The sequence below is a fragment of the Shewanella sp. 10N.286.48.B5 genome, from assembly GCF_002874355.2.
Classification (GTDB): domain Bacteria; phylum Pseudomonadota; class Gammaproteobacteria; order Enterobacterales; family Shewanellaceae; genus Shewanella.
The window spans coordinates 1,992,445-2,013,524 of sequence record NZ_MCVG02000001.1; the positions used below are offsets into that span (position 1 = coordinate 1,992,445).

Sequence of the window (21,080 nt, forward strand, 5' to 3'; positions counted from 1 at the left end):
TGAATGGTTAATTATCACGAATAGTCACTCGCCACGGTGGATTTAATCGATTCTCTCCTGCCCAATACAGCTTTATCTTATTACCTGCAGGATCAAACAGCCTTGCTTCACGCCATAAATAGTCTTGATCTGTGGGCAAAGTTTCAAATTCGATGCCTTTTTTAATCAGCTGATTAACCCATTCATCTAGTTGCTCATGTTCAAAATAGATAACGGTTCGGTTATCACTCATATTCAATTGCAGCTCATCTAAGGTTAATGAAAAACTGGCCTCACCATCAGGACACATAAAACGAGCGGAATGGGCAGTATTAACGATTTGAGTAAAACCGAGAGTTAAATAAAACTCACAGGCTTTAGTCATATTATTAACCGTTAAGGTAACTTGATTAAGATGCATACTGACTCCGACTTAAGATAAATCTCCAACTAATACTGTTCGTTTTTACTGTTGCTTATACTATTTATAAGCGCCAATGAAACTTAAACATAACGATTTCGTTCACTGGGAATATCCGTTAAATATTGGACAAACTCTACCTCAATGCCATCAGGGTCAAGATAATAAACACTGTCAGAGTAAGTATCTTCACGGCCTTTAATCGCTATTTCAAAACCAGCTTGCTCCATTCTTGCCATTAAACTTTTAAGATCTGACACCACATAAGCAAAATGGGCTAAGCCTAAATCATAACCTTCATTGGGACGCATTTTTCCTTTACCGCCATCGTTAAGCGATAAGTAATTATATTCATCACCAAAGTGCAGCCATTTACGCTGCACCCCATGCCACTCACCTTCACCACCGCCGCGAACTTGCCAATGGGGAAAAGCTGCCCGATAAAACGCTAAGCTAGCGTCTAAATTTTGTACTACTAAATTTAAATGCTCTAATCGCATAATCATATTCCTTGTTTTAAAAAGCTGACATTACTTATTAATCATCACTTGATTGAATAGGGTTCGGCTTAGTTCAATAACCGCTGTGATTGCGTTTTCTGCTGACAAATCATGATTCTTAGCGCCACTTGGGGAGCGGCTTGGGTCATCTGAAGCATCATAAGCTTGCTCAGTGACCACTTACTGTGGTAACCGGAGTTGTTGTTCGATGACTGAATGTATTCACTTGTTCAGTTTTAAAAATTAAATACGTCATTTTGTCTCCTGCATTGCAACGATTTTTAAATCAACTTGTTGTAATATAGTGCCACTATAAAACCTCAACCTTGGTTGAGGTAAAGTATTATTTTTACTGTAATAGGAATATTTTGATGCTTGATGAAATGGATTTAACAGTCGGGCAAGTGGCCAAGCGTTGCGGCATAAAAGTCTCAAGCCTGCATTTTTATGAATCAAAAGGCTTGATCACCAGTTTGCGCAATCAAGGCAATCAGCGCCGCTATCGCCGAGATGTGATCAGGCGGATATCCGTGATAAAAGCCGCCCAAACCATGGGAATAAGCTTGCAGGATATCAAGCAGGCATTTAGCCACCTTCCCAATGAACGCACCCCAACCCCTGAAGACTGGGCGTTGCTATCGACCAAGTGGCAAAATCAGTTAACTAGAAAAATCAATTATTTGACTAATTTACGTGACTCTCTAGATGGCTGTATTGGTTGTGGATGTTTATCAATGAAAAACTGCCCCATATACAATCCTAATGATGAACTGGGTAACAATGATGCTGGTGCGGTCATTTTAGATAGAGCGCTTAAATAGGGGCTTGTGACTTTTACGAGCAGTGCTTTTATTGAAAGCGACGTTATCGCGAAGTGCTTTTGTTGAGAGTGACTTTAATGTGGGATCAATAATGTGGCGTCAATTTGTTGTGAGGGGCTTTATAAACAGTCATAAGGCAAAAAGCCCAACTAGGAAAATGAATCTAGTTGGGCAAAAATCAGGGAAGAGATGAAACTAGTGCCCTTTATTATTTACCTAAAGGGCGGTAACGCATTAACTTTCAATCGTATTACTGGTAGCGCTGCGCGCAGAATTGATTTGAATTTTACGTGCTTTTAACGCTTCAGGGATTTCTCTTACTAAATCAACATTTAATAAACCATTTTCTAATTCAGCACCAACAACCTTGACATGGTCTGCTAACTGGAAAGTGCGCTCAAATCCACGCTCTGCGATACCTTGATGTAAGTATTTACGTTCATCGTTTACTGCAGCCACTTTACTGCCTTTGATAAGTAACTTGTCACCTTCGCTAGTGATATCAAGTTCTTGCATACTAAATCCAGCAACCGCCATAGTGATACGGTAGCGATTTTCGCCAAGTAATTCGATGTTGTATGGAGGGTAACCGGTGTTACCATTTTGTACTGCGGCGTGTTCAGCCATTTTAGCTAAACGATCAAAACCAATCGCACTACGATAAAGAGGAGTTAAATCTGGAGTTAAATTAAATTTACGCATTGTCATATCCTTGTCTAAAGCAATATGTGAAAAATAAAATGCCATTATTGGCTGTTTGTCATTACCCTTGCGGCGTAATGCTAGTTAGTACCTCTATTGAGCGTGCCTAACTTACAACTAGATATGAGAACGATATTTTATTTTTCAAGTAAATTAGCAAAAATAATTTTTCCTTCAGCCAATTAATTTAAATATAACCATTAATAATCAATACCTTAAAAAGATAAAATTTTCAAATAAAAAGACAACCAAGTGGTTGCCTTTAGGTTTAAATGCTAACAGAAGCTAACATTAACTCATGGATACTAATAAATACTGCAGCCTAATGAACTTTTAGATTGGGTAAATTTCACTTCATTTTTCGGATTATAATCCTCAATTTGAATATTTTTCTCTTTCTTAACGTATTCATAAAGCTCAATGGCATCTACATAACCCGCTTCAAGAATATTAATCTTAGGGTAATTGTCACCACCTGCTGCGCTAAAACTTGGAATAGAGAACTGATAGGTTGCCGATATATCAAAAGGCTGACCATTAATACTATGAATTTCAACGTCTTGATCACGACATTTTACAGTCATATCAATACCGTAAAATTGCGCATAAGCACCGCTAGTTCGGGTATTGGTAGCCACTTTTGATAAATAGCTAATTAATTTGTCACCTGACATTTCTGCTAAACCAATAGTATTTGAAAATGGTTGCACCGTGAGCACATCACGATAAGCAATATTTCCTGCCGGAATAGAGGCTCTGACGCCACCAGAGTTCATGATACCAAAGTCAGCGCGCACTTTATTACTGTGTACTTTCGCAATTAACCTACCTAAATTGGTTTGCTGGGCACGCACCACCTTGCGATCGCCTTGTAATAGCCCATCTACTTTACCTATGATCACATCAAGCTCTGCGCTGCCTTTTTGCTGATAAGGTAATAACGCCGCTTCAACCTCAGGGTTACGCTCAACATGCTCACCTACTGGCCAAGCAAGCTTTTTACCAAAAGCCATTCGCTTTAAGTTAATTGGAATTAATCGGTAGTCCACTAAATACAATTTACCGTTAATGTATTCAAAATCAGCGCGGCCAACAAAGCGTCCCCACTCATGGGCTTGCATAATCCAAGTGCCATTTTGTTTGTCTGGACGACAAGAGTCACCCGCGGTGAAGGTTTTATCATATTCACTGTTGCGACCAGCCATACACACTGGATTTTGCGAGTGCCCGCCGATAATGGCGTCTAACTGCCCTTCCTCTAACGCTCTAGCCATCGTGACATCACCAGGGGCATTACTGCCAAAATCTGCATCCTGATAATGGCCCATATGGGTAGCTGCAAACACTAAGTCTACAGTTTCATTGGCTTTTATTTGCGGTAACAACTGCTTCATTTCCGCGATAGGATCGGTAAAAATCAACGATTCTGTATGCAATGGATTAGTTAGCTTTGGTGTGTCGTTAGTGGTCAACCCCACTACAGCAATGTCAATATCACCCACTTTGAACACTTTATAAGGTTCAAAATAACGTTGATTAGATTCTTTATCATAGATATTGGCAGCCAACATTGGAAATGTCGCTAACTCTGCTTGCTCTGCCAATACTGACAATGGGTTATCAAATTCATGATTGCCCACCGCCATGGCATCATAACCAATCATATTCATGCCAATAAAATCGGGGATGGCGTTTTGTAAGTCGGATTCTGGTACACCCGTATTGATGTCGCCACCTGATAACACTAAGGTATGCCCACCATTTGCGGCGACCTCTTTACGAATACCATCAATGACAGTAAACCGCGCTGCCATGCCATACTCACCCGCTTTGTTATGCCAAAAACGACCATGATTATCATTGGTATGCACCACAGTAAATTTAGTGCAATTATTATTTTCGCAGTCAGGTTTTCGATCACACGCAGTTAAACTGGTTAATACACCGATGACGACCAGTAGACTCGGAATTTTTCTTATCATTATGTTATCCGTAAACCTTCAATTTAATACAAGTTGCCTGCAATTTGTTTGCAACTAGTTTCACTACATAAAACGAGCTGTATTTTAACAAAAGTTTACTAAATATTGTGATTTATTTTTAAGTTATCACTTTAAATAACAATGATTTAGTTTTTATTAATACACGCAGATTGTCCAATATAATAAAAAGGGATTTAGCCAAATGATTGAGCTGTTCGAATATAAAAAAGGCTCAGCGCCATAACAGCGCTAAGCCTCTTGTTTTTTATAGCATTTAACTATCACAAGTTAATAGTGACATTGTACTTAATTTGAAACAGCCACACTAAAGTGCCAGTTATGCTTTCCCGAGTTTATCGGTTAGCCATTGACCAATGTGGGACAACTGCGCAGGTATAACACTATGTGCCATAGGGTAAGTAAGCCACTTGCTCGAATAGCCTGCTTTAATTAAGGCATCATGGGCCATTTTTCCAGCAAATAATGGCACCACTTCATCTTGCTCACCATGGTTTTGTAATATCGGCGTATCACTGTTAGCTTCGCTTAAGCCCTCAGGTAAAGCCTCTCCTGCGGGTAAATAACATGACAATGCCATAATGCCTGCAAGTTTTTGCTCAAACCTCAACCCAGTAAATAAACTCATGACGCCACCTTGGCTAAAACCTGCCAGCACAATGTTTTGAGCGCTAATACCCGATTCAATTTGTTCATTGATCAGCGCTTTTACTGCGATTTCAGAGGTTAACACCCCATTGATATCGGCTCGATCATGTAAATCCATGCTTTTAATATCATACCAAGATCGCATGATATAGCCGCCATTTATGGTCACCGCTTGTTCTGGTGCATGGGGAAAAACAAATCGAATACTATGATCACTTGGTAAACCTAAAACAGGCACGACGGGCGCAAACCCGGCTCCTGAGTCTCCTAAGCCATGTAACCAAATGACACATGAATTCGCAGGTGTAGCTGGTTCAACTGTTATACGTTCTAGTAGGGTTGTCACCGACGACATAATTAAATCCTTTATGATGAATTGCGGCTATCTTATACCAATCCATAAGCACCGTTAAGCTTGAAACAAAAAAGGTAGCCGTAGCTACCTTTTTCAATTTACACCGTTTTTAACTTACTCATTAGTTAATCAAAAGAAATTATTGAGCACAACTTTTCACTAACGCGCCATTACGGTAGAAATTTAATTGACCTTCTACAGGTGCATAATCGGCAGCTGATAATACAGGGTTTGCCACAAAGTACTCACGAAAAACTGCTGCATCGGTTAATTGGGTATCAATGTAGTTTTTATGTTGATTAATAACTGGATAATCGTCACCACCAGCAGCACTGAAATGGATTAACGAGAAGGTATAATCATCTTCTAAATCGAAACTACGGCCACCAAGAGAAGCAATTTCAACGATTTCAGAGGATTCAGAGGATTCAGCATCAACACCAGCATCACAGTTTACATCCATAGCCACATCGTTAAACTGCGGAAAACCACCACCGGTTTTAACTGCCACAGCAGCTAAATAGTCTTCAACTTCCGCACCTGTCATAGTGACATAAGACACAAAATTACCAAATGGCTGCACTGTTAGCACATCACGGTATGAAATATCACCTTCAGCGATAGAAGCGCGGACACCACCTGAATTCATTACGCCAAAGTCTGCAGTGACATTGAAGTTATTGCTAACAAATTCTGAATAAGCTGTAGTGAGCAGGTTACCTAGGTTTGTTTGCTCAACACGTACCACTTCACGATCGCCTTCAAACTTACCATCAGTATAGGAAATCACCACATCTAACAATTCTTGACCGCGCTGTTGATATGGCAATAAGGTGTCATATACTGTTTGGTCTTTTTCAATTTCTTCAGTAATGAAAACTAACTCGCCACTTTCATCTTCTTGCTTTAAGTTAATTGGGATGAGTGAGTATTCTGCCAGCGTTAGCTCTCCATCCATGTATTCAAAATCAGCACGTCCAACGTACTTGCCCCATTCATGGGCTTGCATGATATAAGTCCCATTTTGCTGATCAGGTTTACAGTCATCACCTGGAGCAAAGTCGGCGTACTCATCCCCTTCCATACATACTGGGTTTTGTGAATGACCACCTATAATCGCGTGCAGTTGACCTTGCTCAACTGAGCGAGCTAGCATCACATCACCAGCGGCTTCTGTACCATGATTACCGTCAGCATAATGACCCATATGGGTTACAGCAAACACCATATCAACGTCTTCATTGGCTTCGATTTCAGCAAGAACAATAGGCAGCTCGTCTTGAGGATCGGTAAATGTCAGTCTGTCGACATTTTCTGGATTAACAATTTTGGGGGTATCAACAGTGGTAAAACCGATAATCGCAATTTTTACGCCATTAATATCAAACACTCGGTAAGGTTCAAAATAGCGCGCGTCTGCATTTTTGTCATAGATGTTAGCTGCAAGCATTGGAAAATTAGCCAATGTTGACTGCATATCAAGGGTGCTTAGAGGATTGTCAAACTCATGGTTACCCACTGCCATAGCGTCATAACCTAATAGGTTCATCCCCATGAAGTCAGGAATGGCTTGCTGCATGTCTGACTCAGGTACACCAGTGTTAATATCACCACCAGATAAAAGAATGGTTTCACCGCCAGCACGCTCTACTTCATGTCGAATTTGATCAATCACAGTTTTACGCGCAGCCATACCATATTCGCCATTGCTGTTTTCCCAAAAACGGCCATGATTATCATTGGTATGAATAACAGTAAAGCTAGTACATGCATCACCAGCAGCTTCACAAGCTGTTAGGTTTTTATCATCGTCATTACTACAACCTGACAATGTCGCGAGTAAAGCAGAGGCCACTAAGCATTTGCACAAGATGTTTTTCATGATCTAACCCTTAATCAATTTAATTTTTATAATGTACGAGCTATCCAGCCCATTGCTGAATGCTAGCAAACATTGCATAAATCTCATGTCAGTTTGATTACAAAAAACCACAATTTACCCAGCCACAACAACAAGATACATCTTGGCAAACATTAAAATCAAAAACAAAACACTCGCACAAAAAAAACAAAACAAGTCAGACATTTCAAGCTGTAACAACACAAATTGTATCTGGTTGATATTTGAACCCATATAGCCATATTTTTCTATTGATGTGAGTTTTTTGTTAAAAGCACCGCAATTAAAGCAACCAATACTCGCTATTCCAATTCAATATTTTCAGTAACAGTAAATACATTTAGGCTCAAGCAGCTTCGAATTAATCGAACGTTATAGCCCATTTAATCCGCTTTTTTTGCTAAAATTTATCACTTAAACTCAGTCATAGAAGTTGAAATTATCAGGTGGCAATGATGGGGTTATTACAAAATGGACACTGGGTCGATCAATGGTACCCAACGAAGGAAAATGGCGGCAATTTTCACCGAGAAGATGCACAATTTAGGCATTGGATAACACCAGACGGCAGTGCAGAAGTAAGTGGTGATGCAGGCTTTAAAGCTGAAGCTGGACGTCACTGTTGCGAAATAAATTAGAAAATGTACTCCTACGCTTTACAGTTGAGAAATATGGCGTTAATCTAGTCTCAATAGAGATAATTTGAGATAGATTCAAAATGTCAGAAATCGCAGTTGTTGGGCACACTTTAAAGAACTTCAAATTTAGATCCCTCACCTCAAATGTAGACAAGAGCACTGGTGAAGTAAAAATAGATAGGGATCTTAATGTACCTGAAAAACATATTGATAAAGTAACATTGCTTTATTACGTAGAGATTGATGATAAAGGGAACTGCGTATCGTACAAACCCATTATCCCTGCCAACAACTACCTTATTCATTTGAAAGTAAATAAAGAGCTTGAAGATACAAGTCACATAACAAATGGGTTAATACATTACTTCTCAAAACTACTAGATTGGAACACCAAATGGGATCACTTTCCTTACCGTGAATCAAGTAGGCCAACTTATAAGTTCAAGAGTTTCTTGGAAGACGCTGCTAAATCCAAAACACCTAATACCAAATTAGCTAGCTCTACAGCAAAGAATTATATGTCCGCAGTCAAAAACATGTATCAACACTATATGTCTGTAGGTTTAAAGTTTGATAACCCACCCATGCAGCATGAGATGGTTAAGGTTGATGTGAAATCACCCTCTTTTTCAATGAATAACACATGGAGAATAAGCGTACAGAGTACCGATCTAAGATTGAAAGTACCTCGTGTGAGTAATGAAGATAGAGAAAGACCGTTGAAGTCTCTTGCTGATGATGAATGGTGCCAAGTTCACTCGTTAATTACGAATAAGAGAAAGATACTCAAAAATATCGGCAATAAAACATATCAAGAAGCTTCAATTCCAATCGAATACTCATATATGTGTATGCTCATGAGGTGGGCAGGTTTACGAAGAGAAGAGGCTGCAACTATTAGAGAAACTCATATCAGAATGCCTACGGATAAAGAGATTGAAATAGGTGAAGTCAAAATTGGAATTGGAGCTGATAGTTACGTTGACACAAAAGGCGACAACCCTAGAACGATCATAATTCCTGCTTTGTTGGTGCGAGAGCTATTTCGTTACACAACTACAGAAAGGTACATCAAGCGCCGAGATAAATTCAAAACTCTTCATTTTGATGAACCCCCTTTGCTCTTTATGAAAAGTAACGGAAAGCAGTACAACAACAATACTTTGAATTGCAGATGGTCTGAGATTAGAACAACTATTCAGAAAGATAATATTGAATTTAAACACAAGCAGCACAACCTACGAGCTACTTACGCTGTAAATAGATTGAAGGCTTATCTAAATGCAGGATATAGACAAGGTGATGCGATAACTAAACTAATGAAAGAAATGGGTCACATAGATTCCGCAACTACAGACTCATATTTAAGACAAGCAACAGGCTCTAAATCCGCAGACCATTTATCAGAATTAGTGACAGAACATTTGTTCGATTATTATGACTCGGATTTTAAGGTTATTTAGTAATGGGAATAAACAACAGGCGAAGTAGGAAGTCCCTTTCGAAGCATGGAGGTGTAACCAAAAACTGCCTTGACGTAACTGCCATAGAAAATGATCACTATTTTGAGAATTTAACCCTTAAAAGTACGGGCAATGGCACACTTTACTTTAAAAGAATGCGGTATTTAGGTTGCCCAGAATTAGGTAGGGGGAAGTTGCATAATTCTAGCTTTAAAAAAGGAAGCAAACTAGTCCACGCTAACAGAGATAAGCAACTAAAAATAATTACAAATGCTCTGAGCAAAATAAAAAGCCCTGATGGAAGGAGAACTGCATATTACAAGATAATTGATTTTATCCGATATTGTGATGATAAAGGGCATGAGGTTGATTTTGACAACCCAGATGAATCCGTAATTAGCTATATGGGTTATTTAAAGAGAAGCGTTGATGCTAGTAGAATAAGCAATGGTACTGCACAATCAAGAAAACATTCGCTCGGGTTACTGCTAAAAGAAGAGAATCACCACAGGCTTCATTCATCCCTACCGTCATTTAATGGAGATCGAAGAAGAACACCTCACTCTACACTGGATGATAAGACGTATACTGACATAGGAAAGCGGCTACTTAAGGCATATTCTTTATATCAAAAAAGTACCTTAAGTGGTGAGTCACTTGAATTTACTCCTCACTATAACGAAAAAGAACTTAAGTCCCTTGATTATAGCGATAAGAGGCTTGCTGAAATAAAGCACGCTATGAGAATGTTTCATTCATCTGAGTCAGCAATAACAAATCACTTTGTTTCACATGCTATCACAATTACCTTCATGTTTACTGGCATAAACACTAATCCATTATTAGAACTAACAATGCTGGATGTAAGGAAAGGTTTTAAAAAAGGGGTTGGTGATTTTTATCAACTGCAATCAGAGAAAGGTCGAAATTTATCCTCAAAGCAAGCTAATGAAGTTGGTTTTACAAAGCGATCAAAAGAGTTTTTTGAGGGTTGGATAAGGATTCTTCCTCACATATATAAAAAGTATGGACAACACTTAACCGATGAATCCCCTCTTTTTCCATACATAAATAGCGATAACCTAGTTGTTTTCTATGAGGGGTGGAACTGTGCTCCTCATACAAAAATAAATAAGGTTTTAAAATACTTTGCACTGCCAAGGGTAAACTCTAGCATTTATAGAAAAACAAGATCTGAAAAACTATACCGAGCAACAAGGGGTGACACTAAACTTGTCGCTGATGCTAATAATAACTCTCAAAAGACTACTGAAAAGGACTATTTATACGGGTCAGATGAAAGAAATCAAGCAACATTAGGGTCAGCATTCAATGCACAATACGAAATAGTAAAAGGCAAAAATAAAAAAGAAGCCCTCAATGATCATGAGGTCAGGATTATAGACCCATTATCAAACTTTGAATATCAAAACCTCATGAATACCCCATCAGGTTCTTGCGACACAGGCAACAAAGACTATGATGCGAAACGTAAAAAGTCCGTTAGGAAAAAAACTGGCAAAAAATCAACATACTGCACAGAGTTTTGGGATTGCTTTGAATGCAATGCTCATGCGGTAATTGCGGATGGCGCTGAGGTTCACAAGCTTCTTTCTCTGCGAGACAGCATAGTTGAAAGAATGGGGTTGCCTGCAATAAACAATCAGATAAACAAAGAGTCAAGAGCCATTATAAATAAGGTTTCACATATATTAGAGAAGATAAAACTCAGAAATAAAATTGAGTATGAAAAGGGCATTGAGCTTAATAAAAAAACACCTCATCCATTATGGGATGATGGATTTTCTTTTGATGATATGAGGCAGGTGTTTAATGCTAGCATTAGCTCTAGAAAAACTAGTAAAGATCAATAACGGCTTAAAGACTCCATACTACGCCATAGATTTCGACGATAATCCAATAGGTGAGATATATGATCTTACATGGCATTTTTTTAGTGTAACTGATTTGGGGGTTGGCAAGCGCCATGACATTCCATTTTCTCACATCAAAGAGGAATGGAGGAAAGGAATTCAGCAAGTTTGTTACAACTATTTAGTTCATCGAGATTGCTACCCTGTTGCTGATTTAATCAATTTAAGAAATAAAATGTTTCTCATAGCAAAACTGATGGGAAGCACTGAGTGGAGTAAACTTGATGATGATGGGTTCTACAGGCAATTTAGAAAAAAAGTAAAAGAGAGCAAGTTTAGCGATAGTATGCTTGAGGCGATCGCTAGAATGATTAAGTTGTTTTTTGTTTTCGGTTTGACAACTAGGGATGTTGGCTCTCATAAAGAGTTTATAAAGAAGTTGGGGCACCCGAAAGGCGGCAGAAAGCAAAACATCGCAATTCCAGAATCAATGATGATTGATATTTATAATAAAGCAATTGATTATGTTGAAAAATATCACGCATTAAGGCATGAAATATCTGAATCTAATAAGTATTACTTAGAGGAAAGACAAAAATACATAGCTCAAGCCAAAGAAACTCCCACAAATAATTTCCCAAGAAGCTTTGCTCGTAAGAATCCAGATTTTGATAGCTCCCTTATCACCGATTACGACTTCATCGATCGCCAACGTGAAAAAGGAAAAAAAACTAAGAAAAAGTTTTTAATTCCTAGCATTCAAACTGCGTGTCTAATTGTAATAATCGGTTTTTCGGGTGTTAGAAAAGGAGAAGCTTTTTCCTTCAATAAAGGTAAATACACAATCATAAATGTAGAAGGAATTGATGTTCCAATATTAATTGGTCATAACACAAAGCCGAATAAAGGAGGAAAGAGGAAAACAGAAATATATCCAACACATGAGGTGGCTTTAAAAGCGATAGAATTAGCATGGGATTGTATTGATTATGCTCGGAAAAAATACCGAGAGTTTGATATGCCTTCTCTAGTGAGTATGACTAAAGAAAAAGTATTAAAAGAGGCTGATTCTCTGTTTTTAAATTTTGATTATACAAGGATAGGTAAATCACTTGTTGTTGACCATTTTGATAGAGACCTACAAGTATTTTCTGAAGCGTTTGATTGCACTGCATCTGAAAAAGATGTAGACGAATTTAATATGCTTAACCCTACCAGATTCGGAGAACTTATCTTCGGACAAGCACTACCTAGCTTTAGCCCACACGCACTCAGAAGAACGTTTGCAGTGTTTATGAGTCGTAATAAATTAGCTGATTTATTAAATATCAGGTATGCAACTAAACATTCAAACTTAATGATGACTGCACTTTATGCCAATCAAGCAGATATTGCGGCATTGCATGATTATGAACTGGATGAAGAGTTAGTAAATACAATGAAACAAGTTAACGAAGACATGATTGCTGATCAGCTTTTTTATATTTTTAACGAAGCTGAAACTCTTTCTGGGGCAGAGGGTGAGTCTATTGTGAGAGAGCGTGAGTTATATTCAGGGAGTATTTATCAATCAAGGGAAGAAATACTAAACAAGATAAAACATGAAAGAATACATTTAGTTGAATTACCAACAGGTTTTTGCACTAAGGCGGAGTGTAAGCGTATATGTAATGAGTATTCTTGTTCTACAAAAATAGTCACACCTGAAAAAGCTCTAGAGCAGAGAGTCGTTAGAGATAGGCTGATTCGTCGATTTGATAAAATAAACAATGGAGACAGGTTCCAAGAAGTAATATTGGAGATGCTTCTTGCAGAAATTTCATCTATCGAAATAACTCTAGAAAAACACAATATTACGTATTCACCATTTAAAGGAGTGATTGCATCACATGAGTCTTGATTGTCGTACATCATTCAAAAAAATATGGGAGAATTGGTTATGAAAAAAGGCAATCATGTAAACCAAATAAGCATGGCTGATACATTTGATTGGAAACTTGGGCATGGCGGTAAACGCAAAGGAGCTGGCAGGAATAAAGCTAACATCCCTACTTCACCAATTCGAGTCCCTGTGGCCTTAATTCCTAAGGTAAAAATTATGATTGAAGAATATAAAAAAGCGGTAGCTGAGGACAGATTATGAAGGATTTTACGTTACCAACACTAACTTCTTTATTGCACCTTAAAGCCAACCCTAAAGTTCAGAATGATAAGGAAATGATGCTCTACCTTGCATTGGAACGGCTTGTTTCAGGTAAGGCAACTCACCCAAAAAATCAAAGTGCGAAAGTTAATTTTGCGGCTATACACCGAGAGGCTGGAGTATCTAACGGCACAATAAAATACTATCCTAACTTCAAAGGGCTAGCCGAAGACGTTATTAAAAAGTATGACTCTATAATTCTTGATACTGAGAACCTTAGCGCAACAGCTACGCTCGAAGTTAAATTGAATAAAATTAGAGCAGAACTTAAAAAAGAAAAAGAGCTAAAGGTTAAATACCATAGTGACAAAGCGATAGCTGAGCAAGCATTAGATACTATAGTTCAACGTGAAACAGAGATTAACTTCAAATTGTACGAGATGGAAAACCAAATGAGGCTACTCTGGCATAGCAACGTCAAAGAATATCCTGAGAAAAAATAAGCTTTTTATTCGCAAATTCGTAGGATTTATTGCTCTTAAGTGAGAAAATGAGAAAGACTCATTAATTGCTTGATTTACATCGTATTTCCAAATTAAAGCGAAATAAAGTCGCAACAGTAGATCACTACCATTTATACGTTTCATTGGCTTGTCCTTGGGCTCATAGAACCTTAATTTTTCTACAACTTAAACAGTTAACCCAAATGATTGATGTCACTGTGGTTGAGCCGCACATGCTCAGTAACGGCTGGGAGTTTGCAGGATCTAATCAGTCGGCAGCTGCTAATGCCATTGAAGGCGCTAATACCGATCCTTTGTTTAATAAAGATTACCTGTATCAAATTTACCAAATGGCCAAAGCTGATTATAACGGTCGTGTCACTGTGCCCGTATTATGGGATAAACACACTAATACCATAGTCAGTAATGAATCATCTGACATTATTCGTATGTTTAATCGGGCGTTTAATCATCTTACGGCTAACCATGACGACTATTATCCAGCAGCACTACGTCAAGATATTGATGAACTGAATGCCATGATTTACGACAACATTAATAATGGTGTATATTGCAGTGGTTTTGCTACTACTCAACAAGCATATGAAGCAGCAATAACGCCACTGTTTGCCAGCTTAGCGCAATTAGAACAACGCTTAGCAACAAAACGCTACTTAATGGGAGATGTGATAACTGAAGCAGATTGGCGTTTATTTACCACTTTAATTCGCTTTGATTGTGTTTATGTAGGCCACTTTAAAACCAATATTAGAACCATTGAGTCCTACCCTTGCCTTTCTGGTTACCTCAGGGACTTATACCAACAGCCTGGCATTGCTGACACGGTAAACTTTGAGCACATCAAGCAGCATTACTACTTTAGCCACCAACAAATTAATCCAACCCAAATCGTGCCAGTTGGCCCAGAGATTGACTATAGCAGTCCCCATAACCGAGATTCACTAGCCTAGGTGTTCCTGTAGTGAAGCTTGTCGCAGCCGAATCAGATTATTCGGCTGCAATGCCCATTATTTCGATGGCTTCATAAAATTGCTGGGCATTATCCAATTTTAAACTCCAGCGCACAGCGCCAGCATCTGCGATTAACATTAAACTGTCACTAAGACATTTCATGTCATCGACCATTGCGGTCAAGACGATGTTATTGGTATTTAATCGACACTGGATTTCAAATGGCGTGACCACTAATTTACCTTGGGAAAATTCAATTATCATTCGGATGCTTCTTTTATTTCAAACAAAAATCCCAAGTATATTAACTACACTTGGGATTACATTTGGGGTAATGCAGCAATAAATTAGTGCTGATGACCACCCTCACCGTGTGAATGACCGTGGGCAATTTCTTCATCTGTTGCTTCACGAAAATCAACCACTTCGATATCAAAGGTTAACTCACGACCAGCCAATGGGTGATTAGTGTCAATCGTTGCCATGAATTTACCCATTTTAACGATAGTCACTTGGCGTTGGCCTTCTTCAGTATTGACAATAGCAGACATGCCCACTTTCCATACTTTAGCGCCTTGTAGGTGTTTTACTGAAACACGTTGCTCAGCACCTTCCATACGCTCACCATAGGTCTCAGCAGCTGGTAATGTAACGGTGAACTTTTCACCCGCATCTTTGCCAGCAATGGCATTTTCTACACCTGGCATCATGTTGTCATGGCCATGTAAATAGGCGATTGGAGAACCACCTTCGTTACTTTCAATCACTTCACCTTGTTCGTCACGAAGGGTGTAGTTGAATCGAACTACCATATTGTCTTGAGCGCTCATCGAATGTCCTTAGTTTACTTCGATATCAATAGTTTCCGCAGCTTAACAAATACCCGATTAAGCTGCCAGTAAAAGCCGAGATAATCGATTGCTATGCTTTTAGCTTATGCTTTTAGCTTATTCTTTAAGCTTATGAACTGAGTTTAAGCACTAAGCCTGCGAACTGGCAGAGAATAAACTCTCAGCGATGCAATCATTATTTTTTAATTGAAGCTACGGATTATAAACTGATCTTAATACCTAACGCGGCGAAGGTTTTTTGATCGGGAAAGCCATCAGCAATCAAGTTTTTACTGCGCTGAAATGCCTGCACTCCTGCAATCGAGTTTCGCCCGAGTACACCATCTGGCTTACCAACATCAAAACCCAGTTCATTTAATTTTGCTTGCATAAGCTTAATGTCGCTGCGATTAAATAGACCATGATCCGGCGCGCTTACTCTCAGCGGCGCTGCACCATTCACCCTATCGGCTAAATGGCCCACGGCAATGGCGTAAAATTCAGAGCGATTCCAGCGCATAATGACATCAAAGTTATCGTAACCTAAGAATGCTGGCCCGGTATGACCAGACGGGACATACAATGAGGCTTCCATCTCTGGAGTCGTCAACGGTGTGCCATTGGCTTGCTTGAGGTTTAATGCAGCCCAATCGGTTAACGGTTTAGGGTGCTTGCGGCCAAGGTATTGGTAATCATAATTTTCAGGCAATAATACTTCTCTGCCCCAGCGTTCATTCGCTTTCCAGCCCAGTTGCTGCAAAAAGTTTGCCGCAGACGTTAGGGCATCGGCAGTGCTATTCCACAAATCGACTTTACCGTCACCATCACCATCAACGGCATATTTAGCGTAATTGGTTGGCATAAATTGAGTATGCCCCATCGCGCCAGCCCAAGAGCCCACCATAGTCGCATCATCAAATTGATACTTTTCTTTAAGCTTTAAAGCTTGCATCAATTCATTGGTAAAATAGCTACTACGACGAGGATCGCAGGCTAATGTCGCTAACGAATTTAACACTGACATTTTGCCCTTATAGCCACCAAAGTTGGTTTCCAGCCCCCAAAAAGCAATGATATATTGGCCTGGTACCCCATACTCAAGGGTAAGCTTATTTAATAATTCTCGATGCTCGGCTAATAAACGCCGCCCCTCTTTAACACGCCAATCAGTCACACGCTTATTGAAGTAATTACCAAAGGTGGTGCTAAACTCTGGCTGCTGATTATCAAGCTCAATCACTCTAGGAATGTACTTTAGATTAGCGACACTGGTATTTATCGTTTGCTCGGATAAGCCTTCACTGCGGGCTGTAACTTTAAGCTTATCCACACACTGGGAAAAATCATCGGACGCTGCAATTGCTTGAAGACTAACAAAGCAGCTAGAAACCACTACAGCCGATTTTAGTAACGCCGGAAATTTGAAACTCACCATAAAAAGAATACTTCGACTAATCAATGAATAGCCACATCCTGACTTATCAAGCAAAAGGAAACAAGATCAAAAAACGCTAAAACTGTGATAATTTGTATTTGTTTATTTCATTTTGCGATAGAAGATTAATAGTGTTTTGTATTGTTTAGCGTTAACGTATAATGCATCAGTTAATTGAAATTTCTAAGAGACTAATCATGATTGAACTAACCCCTGCAGTTGTAAGCTTTATTGAAAATGTGAAAAAGCATCAAGTCCTTTGGGGCTTAGCGGATGAGACTGGTGAAGGTTGGGTTGTCTGTGACTCTTCTGAATTTGAACAAACTGATGTGATGCCTTTATGGTCAACACAAGCTGCGGCGGCAAGCCATTGTACTGAAGAGTGGGCAGACTATGTCGCTGTTGAGATCAGTGTGAATGACTTTTTAGAATTTTGGGTTGGCGATTTAAATGAAGACGGTGTATTAATCGGTCTTGATTGGGTTGCAAACGAAGAATGTTTAGAAGTAGATCCAATTGAATTAGCTAAAGAGCTAGTTGATATTGAAGCCGAATAATTACATTCTTGGCTAAATTAAGCTGCTGCAGTTCGTTACGAACTAAAGCAGCTTTTTTATAAGAAAAATTTACTTGCCAGTTATAACTTAAAGGCCTGTTTTGAATCATTTACCTCCCCTAATTGATATCCCTTTCGATCTTCGCCATCAATGCTGGTTTTGCGCCGAGCCTAGTAACGATGTGTTCAGTTATTATGCTAAAGCATCAACCCCGCACCCTTCATTAACACTGCCAGCATGCAGTGAGTGTGCAAGGTTAGCTAAAAAGAATTTACTGACTTCTATTTGGGATTGCAGAGACGCAGTAAAAGATGACTTAATGCAGATTTATCATAAAGATCTCGCCATTGGCATTAATTGGACCGAAGAAGAGTTGGCTGAGTCAGGTTTTGATTGTCGAATATTATCTGGCTTTAAAGAAAGTGCATGGATGATGTACAACATTGCCAAAGGCCGCATTAATGCAAAAGGTTGGCCCTTGGTGCTCAATGGCATTGATATTGAACAAGGTTATAGCGCGGTATTTGAGTTTGATGGTTTACAGTTTAATAGCCTAAATAAGGCAATTAATCACTATTGTGACACCTTAGCGCTCAACAAATCGCTGTTATGTGAAATACTCAATATTGTCGGCAAAGACAAGTTTTCTTATGCGGTAAGGTTATGTCGAATGAACATTGGCATTACCAAAGAGCATCAAAAGCTGCTTATCGAACATGTTCAAGAAGAGTTTACTTAAATTTGAGCGACTAAAACAGTAAGCCACAACAGAGCGAGCGCTAACAACCGCATCGCTCTGAAGATACACTTAGTCAAGGATCATCTTTAAGCGCTGCTGCACCGCATCAACCAATAAGTCTGGCTGGAATTTAGAAATAAACTTGTCACAGCCCACTTTTTCAACCATAGCATTATTAAAGCTGCCACTTAACGAGGTATTAAGGGTGATATACAGTGACGCCATGCGCTCATCGGCGCGCACTTCAGCTGTGAGTTTATAGCCGTCCATTTCAGGCATTTCTGCATCGGTAATCATCATCAATAACTCATCGGCAACGCTTTTACCTTCTGCTGCCCAACCTTTAAGCATATTCAATGCTTGCAAACCATCAGAGGCCTCTATGATTTTAATCCCCAGTTGACTGAGGGTGTCGCGTACTTGTTTTCTAGCCGTGGCGGAGTCATCAACAATTAATACTTTTCGGCCCGGCATGTGCGCCACTAATTGTTGATCAAGTACGCCTTCTGATAAGGTAATGTCGTAATCAATGATCTCAGCTAGCACCTTTTCGACATCAATAATAGAGACCAATCTTTGTACATCATTATCTTGCAGTTTAGTGATAGCCGTTAAATAGTTATTAGCCCCAGCAGACTTTGGCGGCGGCATAATATCGCCCCAGGTCATATTGACAATATGCTCTACCTTGCCAACTAAAAAGCCCTGCACACTGCGGTTATACTCAGTAATAATCAAATTACAGTCATCTGAGACTGGCATAGGGCTAAAGCCAATAGCACCGCGCAAATTAATCACTGGAATAGACATACCACGAATGTTGGCAACACCACTAATGTTTGGGTTACTGCCAGGTAATGCGCTTAAAGGCGGAAGCTTAACGACCTCTTTGACTTTGAACACGTTAATAGCAAATAATTGGGTGGCACTAATTTTGAACAACAGTAACTCTAAACGGTTCTCACCGACTAATTTAGTACGTTGATCGACTGAATCCAGCATTTTTTTCATTATTATTTCTCGTTAACTCGACCTTGGTTCTACTAGCCATTAAAAAATTTTTAGCGGATACAACAGCGACATTGACTAAATAAGGTTGGCTGTAAAACATCATTTAGAACAGATATTAACCTAATAAATTTTAATATAGATCTTATCGGCAGCATCGTACGTAACATGAGGAATTAGTGCAAATTCAACTCAAGATAAAACTATAGGGATCACAACAAATGACATCGACCAAGGTTTATAACAACATAAAAAGCATCGCCTTGTGTGCCTTGCTAGTTAGCGGAACAAGCGCTTGCACTATGCTCGATAAAAAAGTGACTGTGGTTGAAAACTTTAAACTCAACAATTACCTCGGTAGCTGGTATGAAATCGCCAGACTTGACCATTCATTTGAAAGAGGCCTTTCAAAAGTCACAGCCAACTATTCTGTTGATGGCGATAAAGTTGTGGTCATCAATCGAGGTTATTCAGACGAAAAAGCACGTTGGAGTGAAGCAGAGGGTAAAGCCTACTTCATTGAAACGGACAATATTGGCCGTTTAAAAGTCTCTTTTTTTGGGCCGTTTTATGGTGCCTATCAAATCCATGATTTGATGGAAGATAAAAACGGAAACTATATAAGTTCGTTAGTGATAGGTCCAAACAATGATTATGCGTGGATTTTATCGCGCACACCTAACATCTCTGCCGAGCATAAACTCAGATTCACAGAAAAAATGACCGCATTAGGCATTGATACTCAGCAATTAATTTGGGTAAAACAATAGTGATCATTACCCTCAATATCACCGTATAAACTATTGAAAACATGAATACTACATTCATCATTAAGTTAGTAATAAAGGTGCTGTTATGAAATTGCCTCTGTTCCCATTATCCATTTGCTTGTTACCTCAAGGCTTCACGCAATTGCGCATTTTTGAACCAAGATATAAACGTTTAGTGACTGAATCACTTAAATCAGGTGAAGGTTTTGGCTTATGCATGCTAACCAGTGACAACCAACTCATGCCTTTAGGAACTTGGGTTCATATTATCGATTTTGAAACGCTAGACGATGGACTATTAGGTATTAGTATCGAAGGTAAACAGCGGTTTAAAATCAATCAGTTCGATACTGAAGCTGATGGTTTAAAAAGAGGTGATGTCAGTTTAATCCCCGATTGGCCGCAAACAGATATAAAGCCCAAACAACATTTTTTAAAGAAAACCTTACAAGAGATTTTACAGCAGTACCCACAACAATTATCTCACTATAAAGATGACGACTTTAATAATTTGTCATGGGTCTGTCAGCGCTGGTTAGAGATAATGCCCATTAGCCCAGAGGAAAAGTACCAGTGCATTAATAGTCATAATCACGAAATGACCCAAGCCTTGATCACCAGCATTATTAAGTAATCTTAACGCATTCAAAATCAGGTGGTTAGCGACTTTAACTCAAAGCAAACCACTCAAATTTTTAACTCTTAGTAATAAATGATAAAAAAGTTGCACATTTTTAAGCCTTTTTTGAACCATCTTTCATCCTTTTGCGTATCAACAAGTAACTTTCGGATTTAGTCAGCTTTTAACCTGCTATATAAAAC

At 39.0% G+C, this 21,080-nt stretch carries 22 protein-coding genes; 12 read left to right on the top strand and 10 right to left on the bottom strand.

Annotated features, from left to right (window positions below):
• Positions 1-7: 7 nt before the first annotated feature.
• Positions 8-400 (bottom strand): VOC family protein, encoded by a 393-nt coding sequence (locus BCU57_RS08555; protein WP_102438200.1) that lies wholly within the window; start codon positions 398-400, stop codon positions 8-10.
• An 83-nt stretch (positions 401-483) separates the two neighbouring features.
• Entirely contained in the window at positions 484-903 is a 420-nt protein-coding gene (locus BCU57_RS08560) for a VOC family protein (protein ID WP_102438333.1), read from the bottom strand.
• Positions 904-1,271: 368 nt separating this feature from the next.
• Between BCU57_RS08560 and soxR the strand changes: the two genes are divergently transcribed.
• Positions 1,272-1,721, top strand: coding sequence for a redox-sensitive transcriptional activator SoxR (soxR, locus tag BCU57_RS08565; protein WP_102438202.1), 450 nt, complete (start codon positions 1,272-1,274; stop codon positions 1,719-1,721).
• A gap of 234 nt (positions 1,722-1,955) precedes the next feature.
• Here soxR and BCU57_RS08570 read toward each other — a convergent pair whose 3' ends face one another.
• The 4 genes from BCU57_RS08570 to ushA (BCU57_RS08585) form a co-directional block, all read right to left on the bottom strand.
• Positions 1,956-2,423 carry an Hsp20 family protein gene (locus BCU57_RS08570; RefSeq protein WP_102438204.1) on the bottom strand — a complete coding sequence of 156 codons (468 nt, stop codon included), beginning with the start codon at positions 2,421-2,423 and terminating at the stop codon, positions 1,956-1,958.
• A gap of 305 nt (positions 2,424-2,728) precedes the next feature.
• Positions 2,729-4,405, bottom strand: a complete 1,677-nt coding sequence (gene ushA / locus BCU57_RS08575) for a bifunctional UDP-sugar hydrolase/5'-nucleotidase UshA (protein WP_102438206.1) — start codon at positions 4,403-4,405, stop codon at positions 2,729-2,731.
• 337 nt (positions 4,406-4,742) lie between these two features.
• Complete coding sequence (locus tag BCU57_RS08580) at positions 4,743-5,417, bottom strand: alpha/beta hydrolase (protein WP_102438335.1); 675 nt, start codon at positions 5,415-5,417, stop codon at positions 4,743-4,745.
• Positions 5,418-5,565: 148 nt separating this feature from the next.
• On the bottom strand, positions 5,566-7,308 hold the full coding sequence (gene ushA, locus BCU57_RS08585) for a bifunctional UDP-sugar hydrolase/5'-nucleotidase UshA (RefSeq protein ID WP_102438208.1): 1,743 nt from the start codon (positions 7,306-7,308) through the stop codon (positions 5,566-5,568).
• Between the two features lie 470 nt (positions 7,309-7,778).
• On the opposite strand from ushA (BCU57_RS08585), the gene BCU57_RS08590 reads away from it, so the two are divergent.
• From BCU57_RS08590 to BCU57_RS08620, 7 genes are all read left to right on the top strand, one after another.
• Complete coding sequence (locus BCU57_RS08590) at positions 7,779-7,964, top strand: hypothetical protein (protein WP_198589927.1); 186 nt, start codon at positions 7,779-7,781, stop codon at positions 7,962-7,964.
• A gap of 80 nt (positions 7,965-8,044) precedes the next feature.
• Positions 8,045-9,427, top strand: a complete 1,383-nt coding sequence (locus BCU57_RS08595) for a site-specific integrase (protein ID WP_102438210.1) — start codon at positions 8,045-8,047, stop codon at positions 9,425-9,427.
• A 2-nt stretch (positions 9,428-9,429) separates the two neighbouring features.
• Complete coding sequence (locus tag BCU57_RS08600) at positions 9,430-11,301, top strand: hypothetical protein (protein ID WP_102438212.1); 1,872 nt, start codon at positions 9,430-9,432, stop codon at positions 11,299-11,301.
• The gene (locus BCU57_RS08605; protein ID WP_102438214.1) at positions 11,261-13,201 is read left to right on the top strand and encodes a site-specific integrase; all 1,941 of its coding nucleotides are present in this window, start codon (positions 11,261-11,263) and stop codon (positions 13,199-13,201) included. Before BCU57_RS08600 ends, BCU57_RS08605 begins: the two co-directional genes overlap by 41 nt.
• 39 nt (positions 13,202-13,240) lie before the next feature.
• A complete protein-coding gene (locus BCU57_RS08610) occupies positions 13,241-13,444 on the top strand; it encodes a hypothetical protein (RefSeq protein ID WP_133149369.1) in 204 nt (67 codons plus the stop codon).
• Complete coding sequence (locus BCU57_RS08615) at positions 13,441-13,947, top strand: hypothetical protein (protein ID WP_102438218.1); 507 nt, start codon at positions 13,441-13,443, stop codon at positions 13,945-13,947. The genes BCU57_RS08610 and BCU57_RS08615 overlap by 4 nt, the downstream gene beginning before the upstream one ends.
• 65 nt (positions 13,948-14,012) lie before the next feature.
• Positions 14,013-14,918: a glutathione S-transferase family protein gene (locus tag BCU57_RS08620; protein ID WP_241903512.1), complete on the top strand. Its 906-nt coding sequence runs from the start codon at positions 14,013-14,015 to the stop codon at positions 14,916-14,918.
• 37 nt (positions 14,919-14,955) lie between these two features.
• On the opposite strand, the gene BCU57_RS08625 is transcribed toward BCU57_RS08620, so the two are convergent.
• From BCU57_RS08625 to BCU57_RS08635, 3 genes are all read right to left on the bottom strand, one after another.
• Entirely contained in the window at positions 14,956-15,183 is a 228-nt protein-coding gene (locus tag BCU57_RS08625; RefSeq protein ID WP_102438220.1) for a DUF3389 family protein, read from the bottom strand.
• An 83-nt stretch (positions 15,184-15,266) separates the two neighbouring features.
• On the bottom strand, positions 15,267-15,749 hold the full coding sequence (locus BCU57_RS08630) for an FKBP-type peptidyl-prolyl cis-trans isomerase (RefSeq protein ID WP_102438222.1): 483 nt from the start codon (positions 15,747-15,749) through the stop codon (positions 15,267-15,269).
• A gap of 220 nt (positions 15,750-15,969) precedes the next feature.
• Positions 15,970-17,184: a lytic murein transglycosylase gene (locus BCU57_RS08635; RefSeq protein ID WP_102438224.1), complete on the bottom strand. Its 1,215-nt coding sequence runs from the start codon at positions 17,182-17,184 to the stop codon at positions 15,970-15,972.
• Between the two features lie 197 nt (positions 17,185-17,381).
• On the opposite strand from BCU57_RS08635, the gene BCU57_RS08640 reads away from it, so the two are divergent.
• The gene (locus tag BCU57_RS08640; protein WP_076537554.1) at positions 17,382-17,741 is read left to right on the top strand and encodes a DUF2750 domain-containing protein; all 360 of its coding nucleotides are present in this window, start codon (positions 17,382-17,384) and stop codon (positions 17,739-17,741) included.
• A gap of 100 nt (positions 17,742-17,841) precedes the next feature.
• Positions 17,842-18,480, top strand: a complete 639-nt coding sequence (locus BCU57_RS08645) for a hypothetical protein (protein ID WP_102438225.1) — start codon at positions 17,842-17,844, stop codon at positions 18,478-18,480.
• Positions 18,481-18,549: 69 nt separating this feature from the next.
• Here the strand turns inward: BCU57_RS08645 and BCU57_RS08650 are convergent, their stop codons facing one another.
• Complete coding sequence (locus BCU57_RS08650; RefSeq protein WP_102438227.1) at positions 18,550-19,491, bottom strand: chemotaxis protein CheV; 942 nt, start codon at positions 19,489-19,491, stop codon at positions 18,550-18,552.
• Positions 19,492-19,709: 218 nt separating this feature from the next.
• Here BCU57_RS08650 and BCU57_RS08655 point away from each other — a divergent pair, with 218 nt between their 5' ends.
• Together BCU57_RS08655 and BCU57_RS08660 are read left to right on the top strand one after the other, a co-directional pair.
• Positions 19,710-20,258, top strand: a complete 549-nt coding sequence (locus BCU57_RS08655; RefSeq protein WP_198589928.1) for a lipocalin family protein — start codon at positions 19,710-19,712, stop codon at positions 20,256-20,258.
• A gap of 85 nt (positions 20,259-20,343) precedes the next feature.
• Positions 20,344-20,892, top strand: coding sequence for an LON peptidase substrate-binding domain-containing protein (locus tag BCU57_RS08660; RefSeq protein WP_102438229.1), 549 nt, complete (start codon positions 20,344-20,346; stop codon positions 20,890-20,892).
• Positions 20,893-21,080 lie beyond the last annotated feature (188 nt).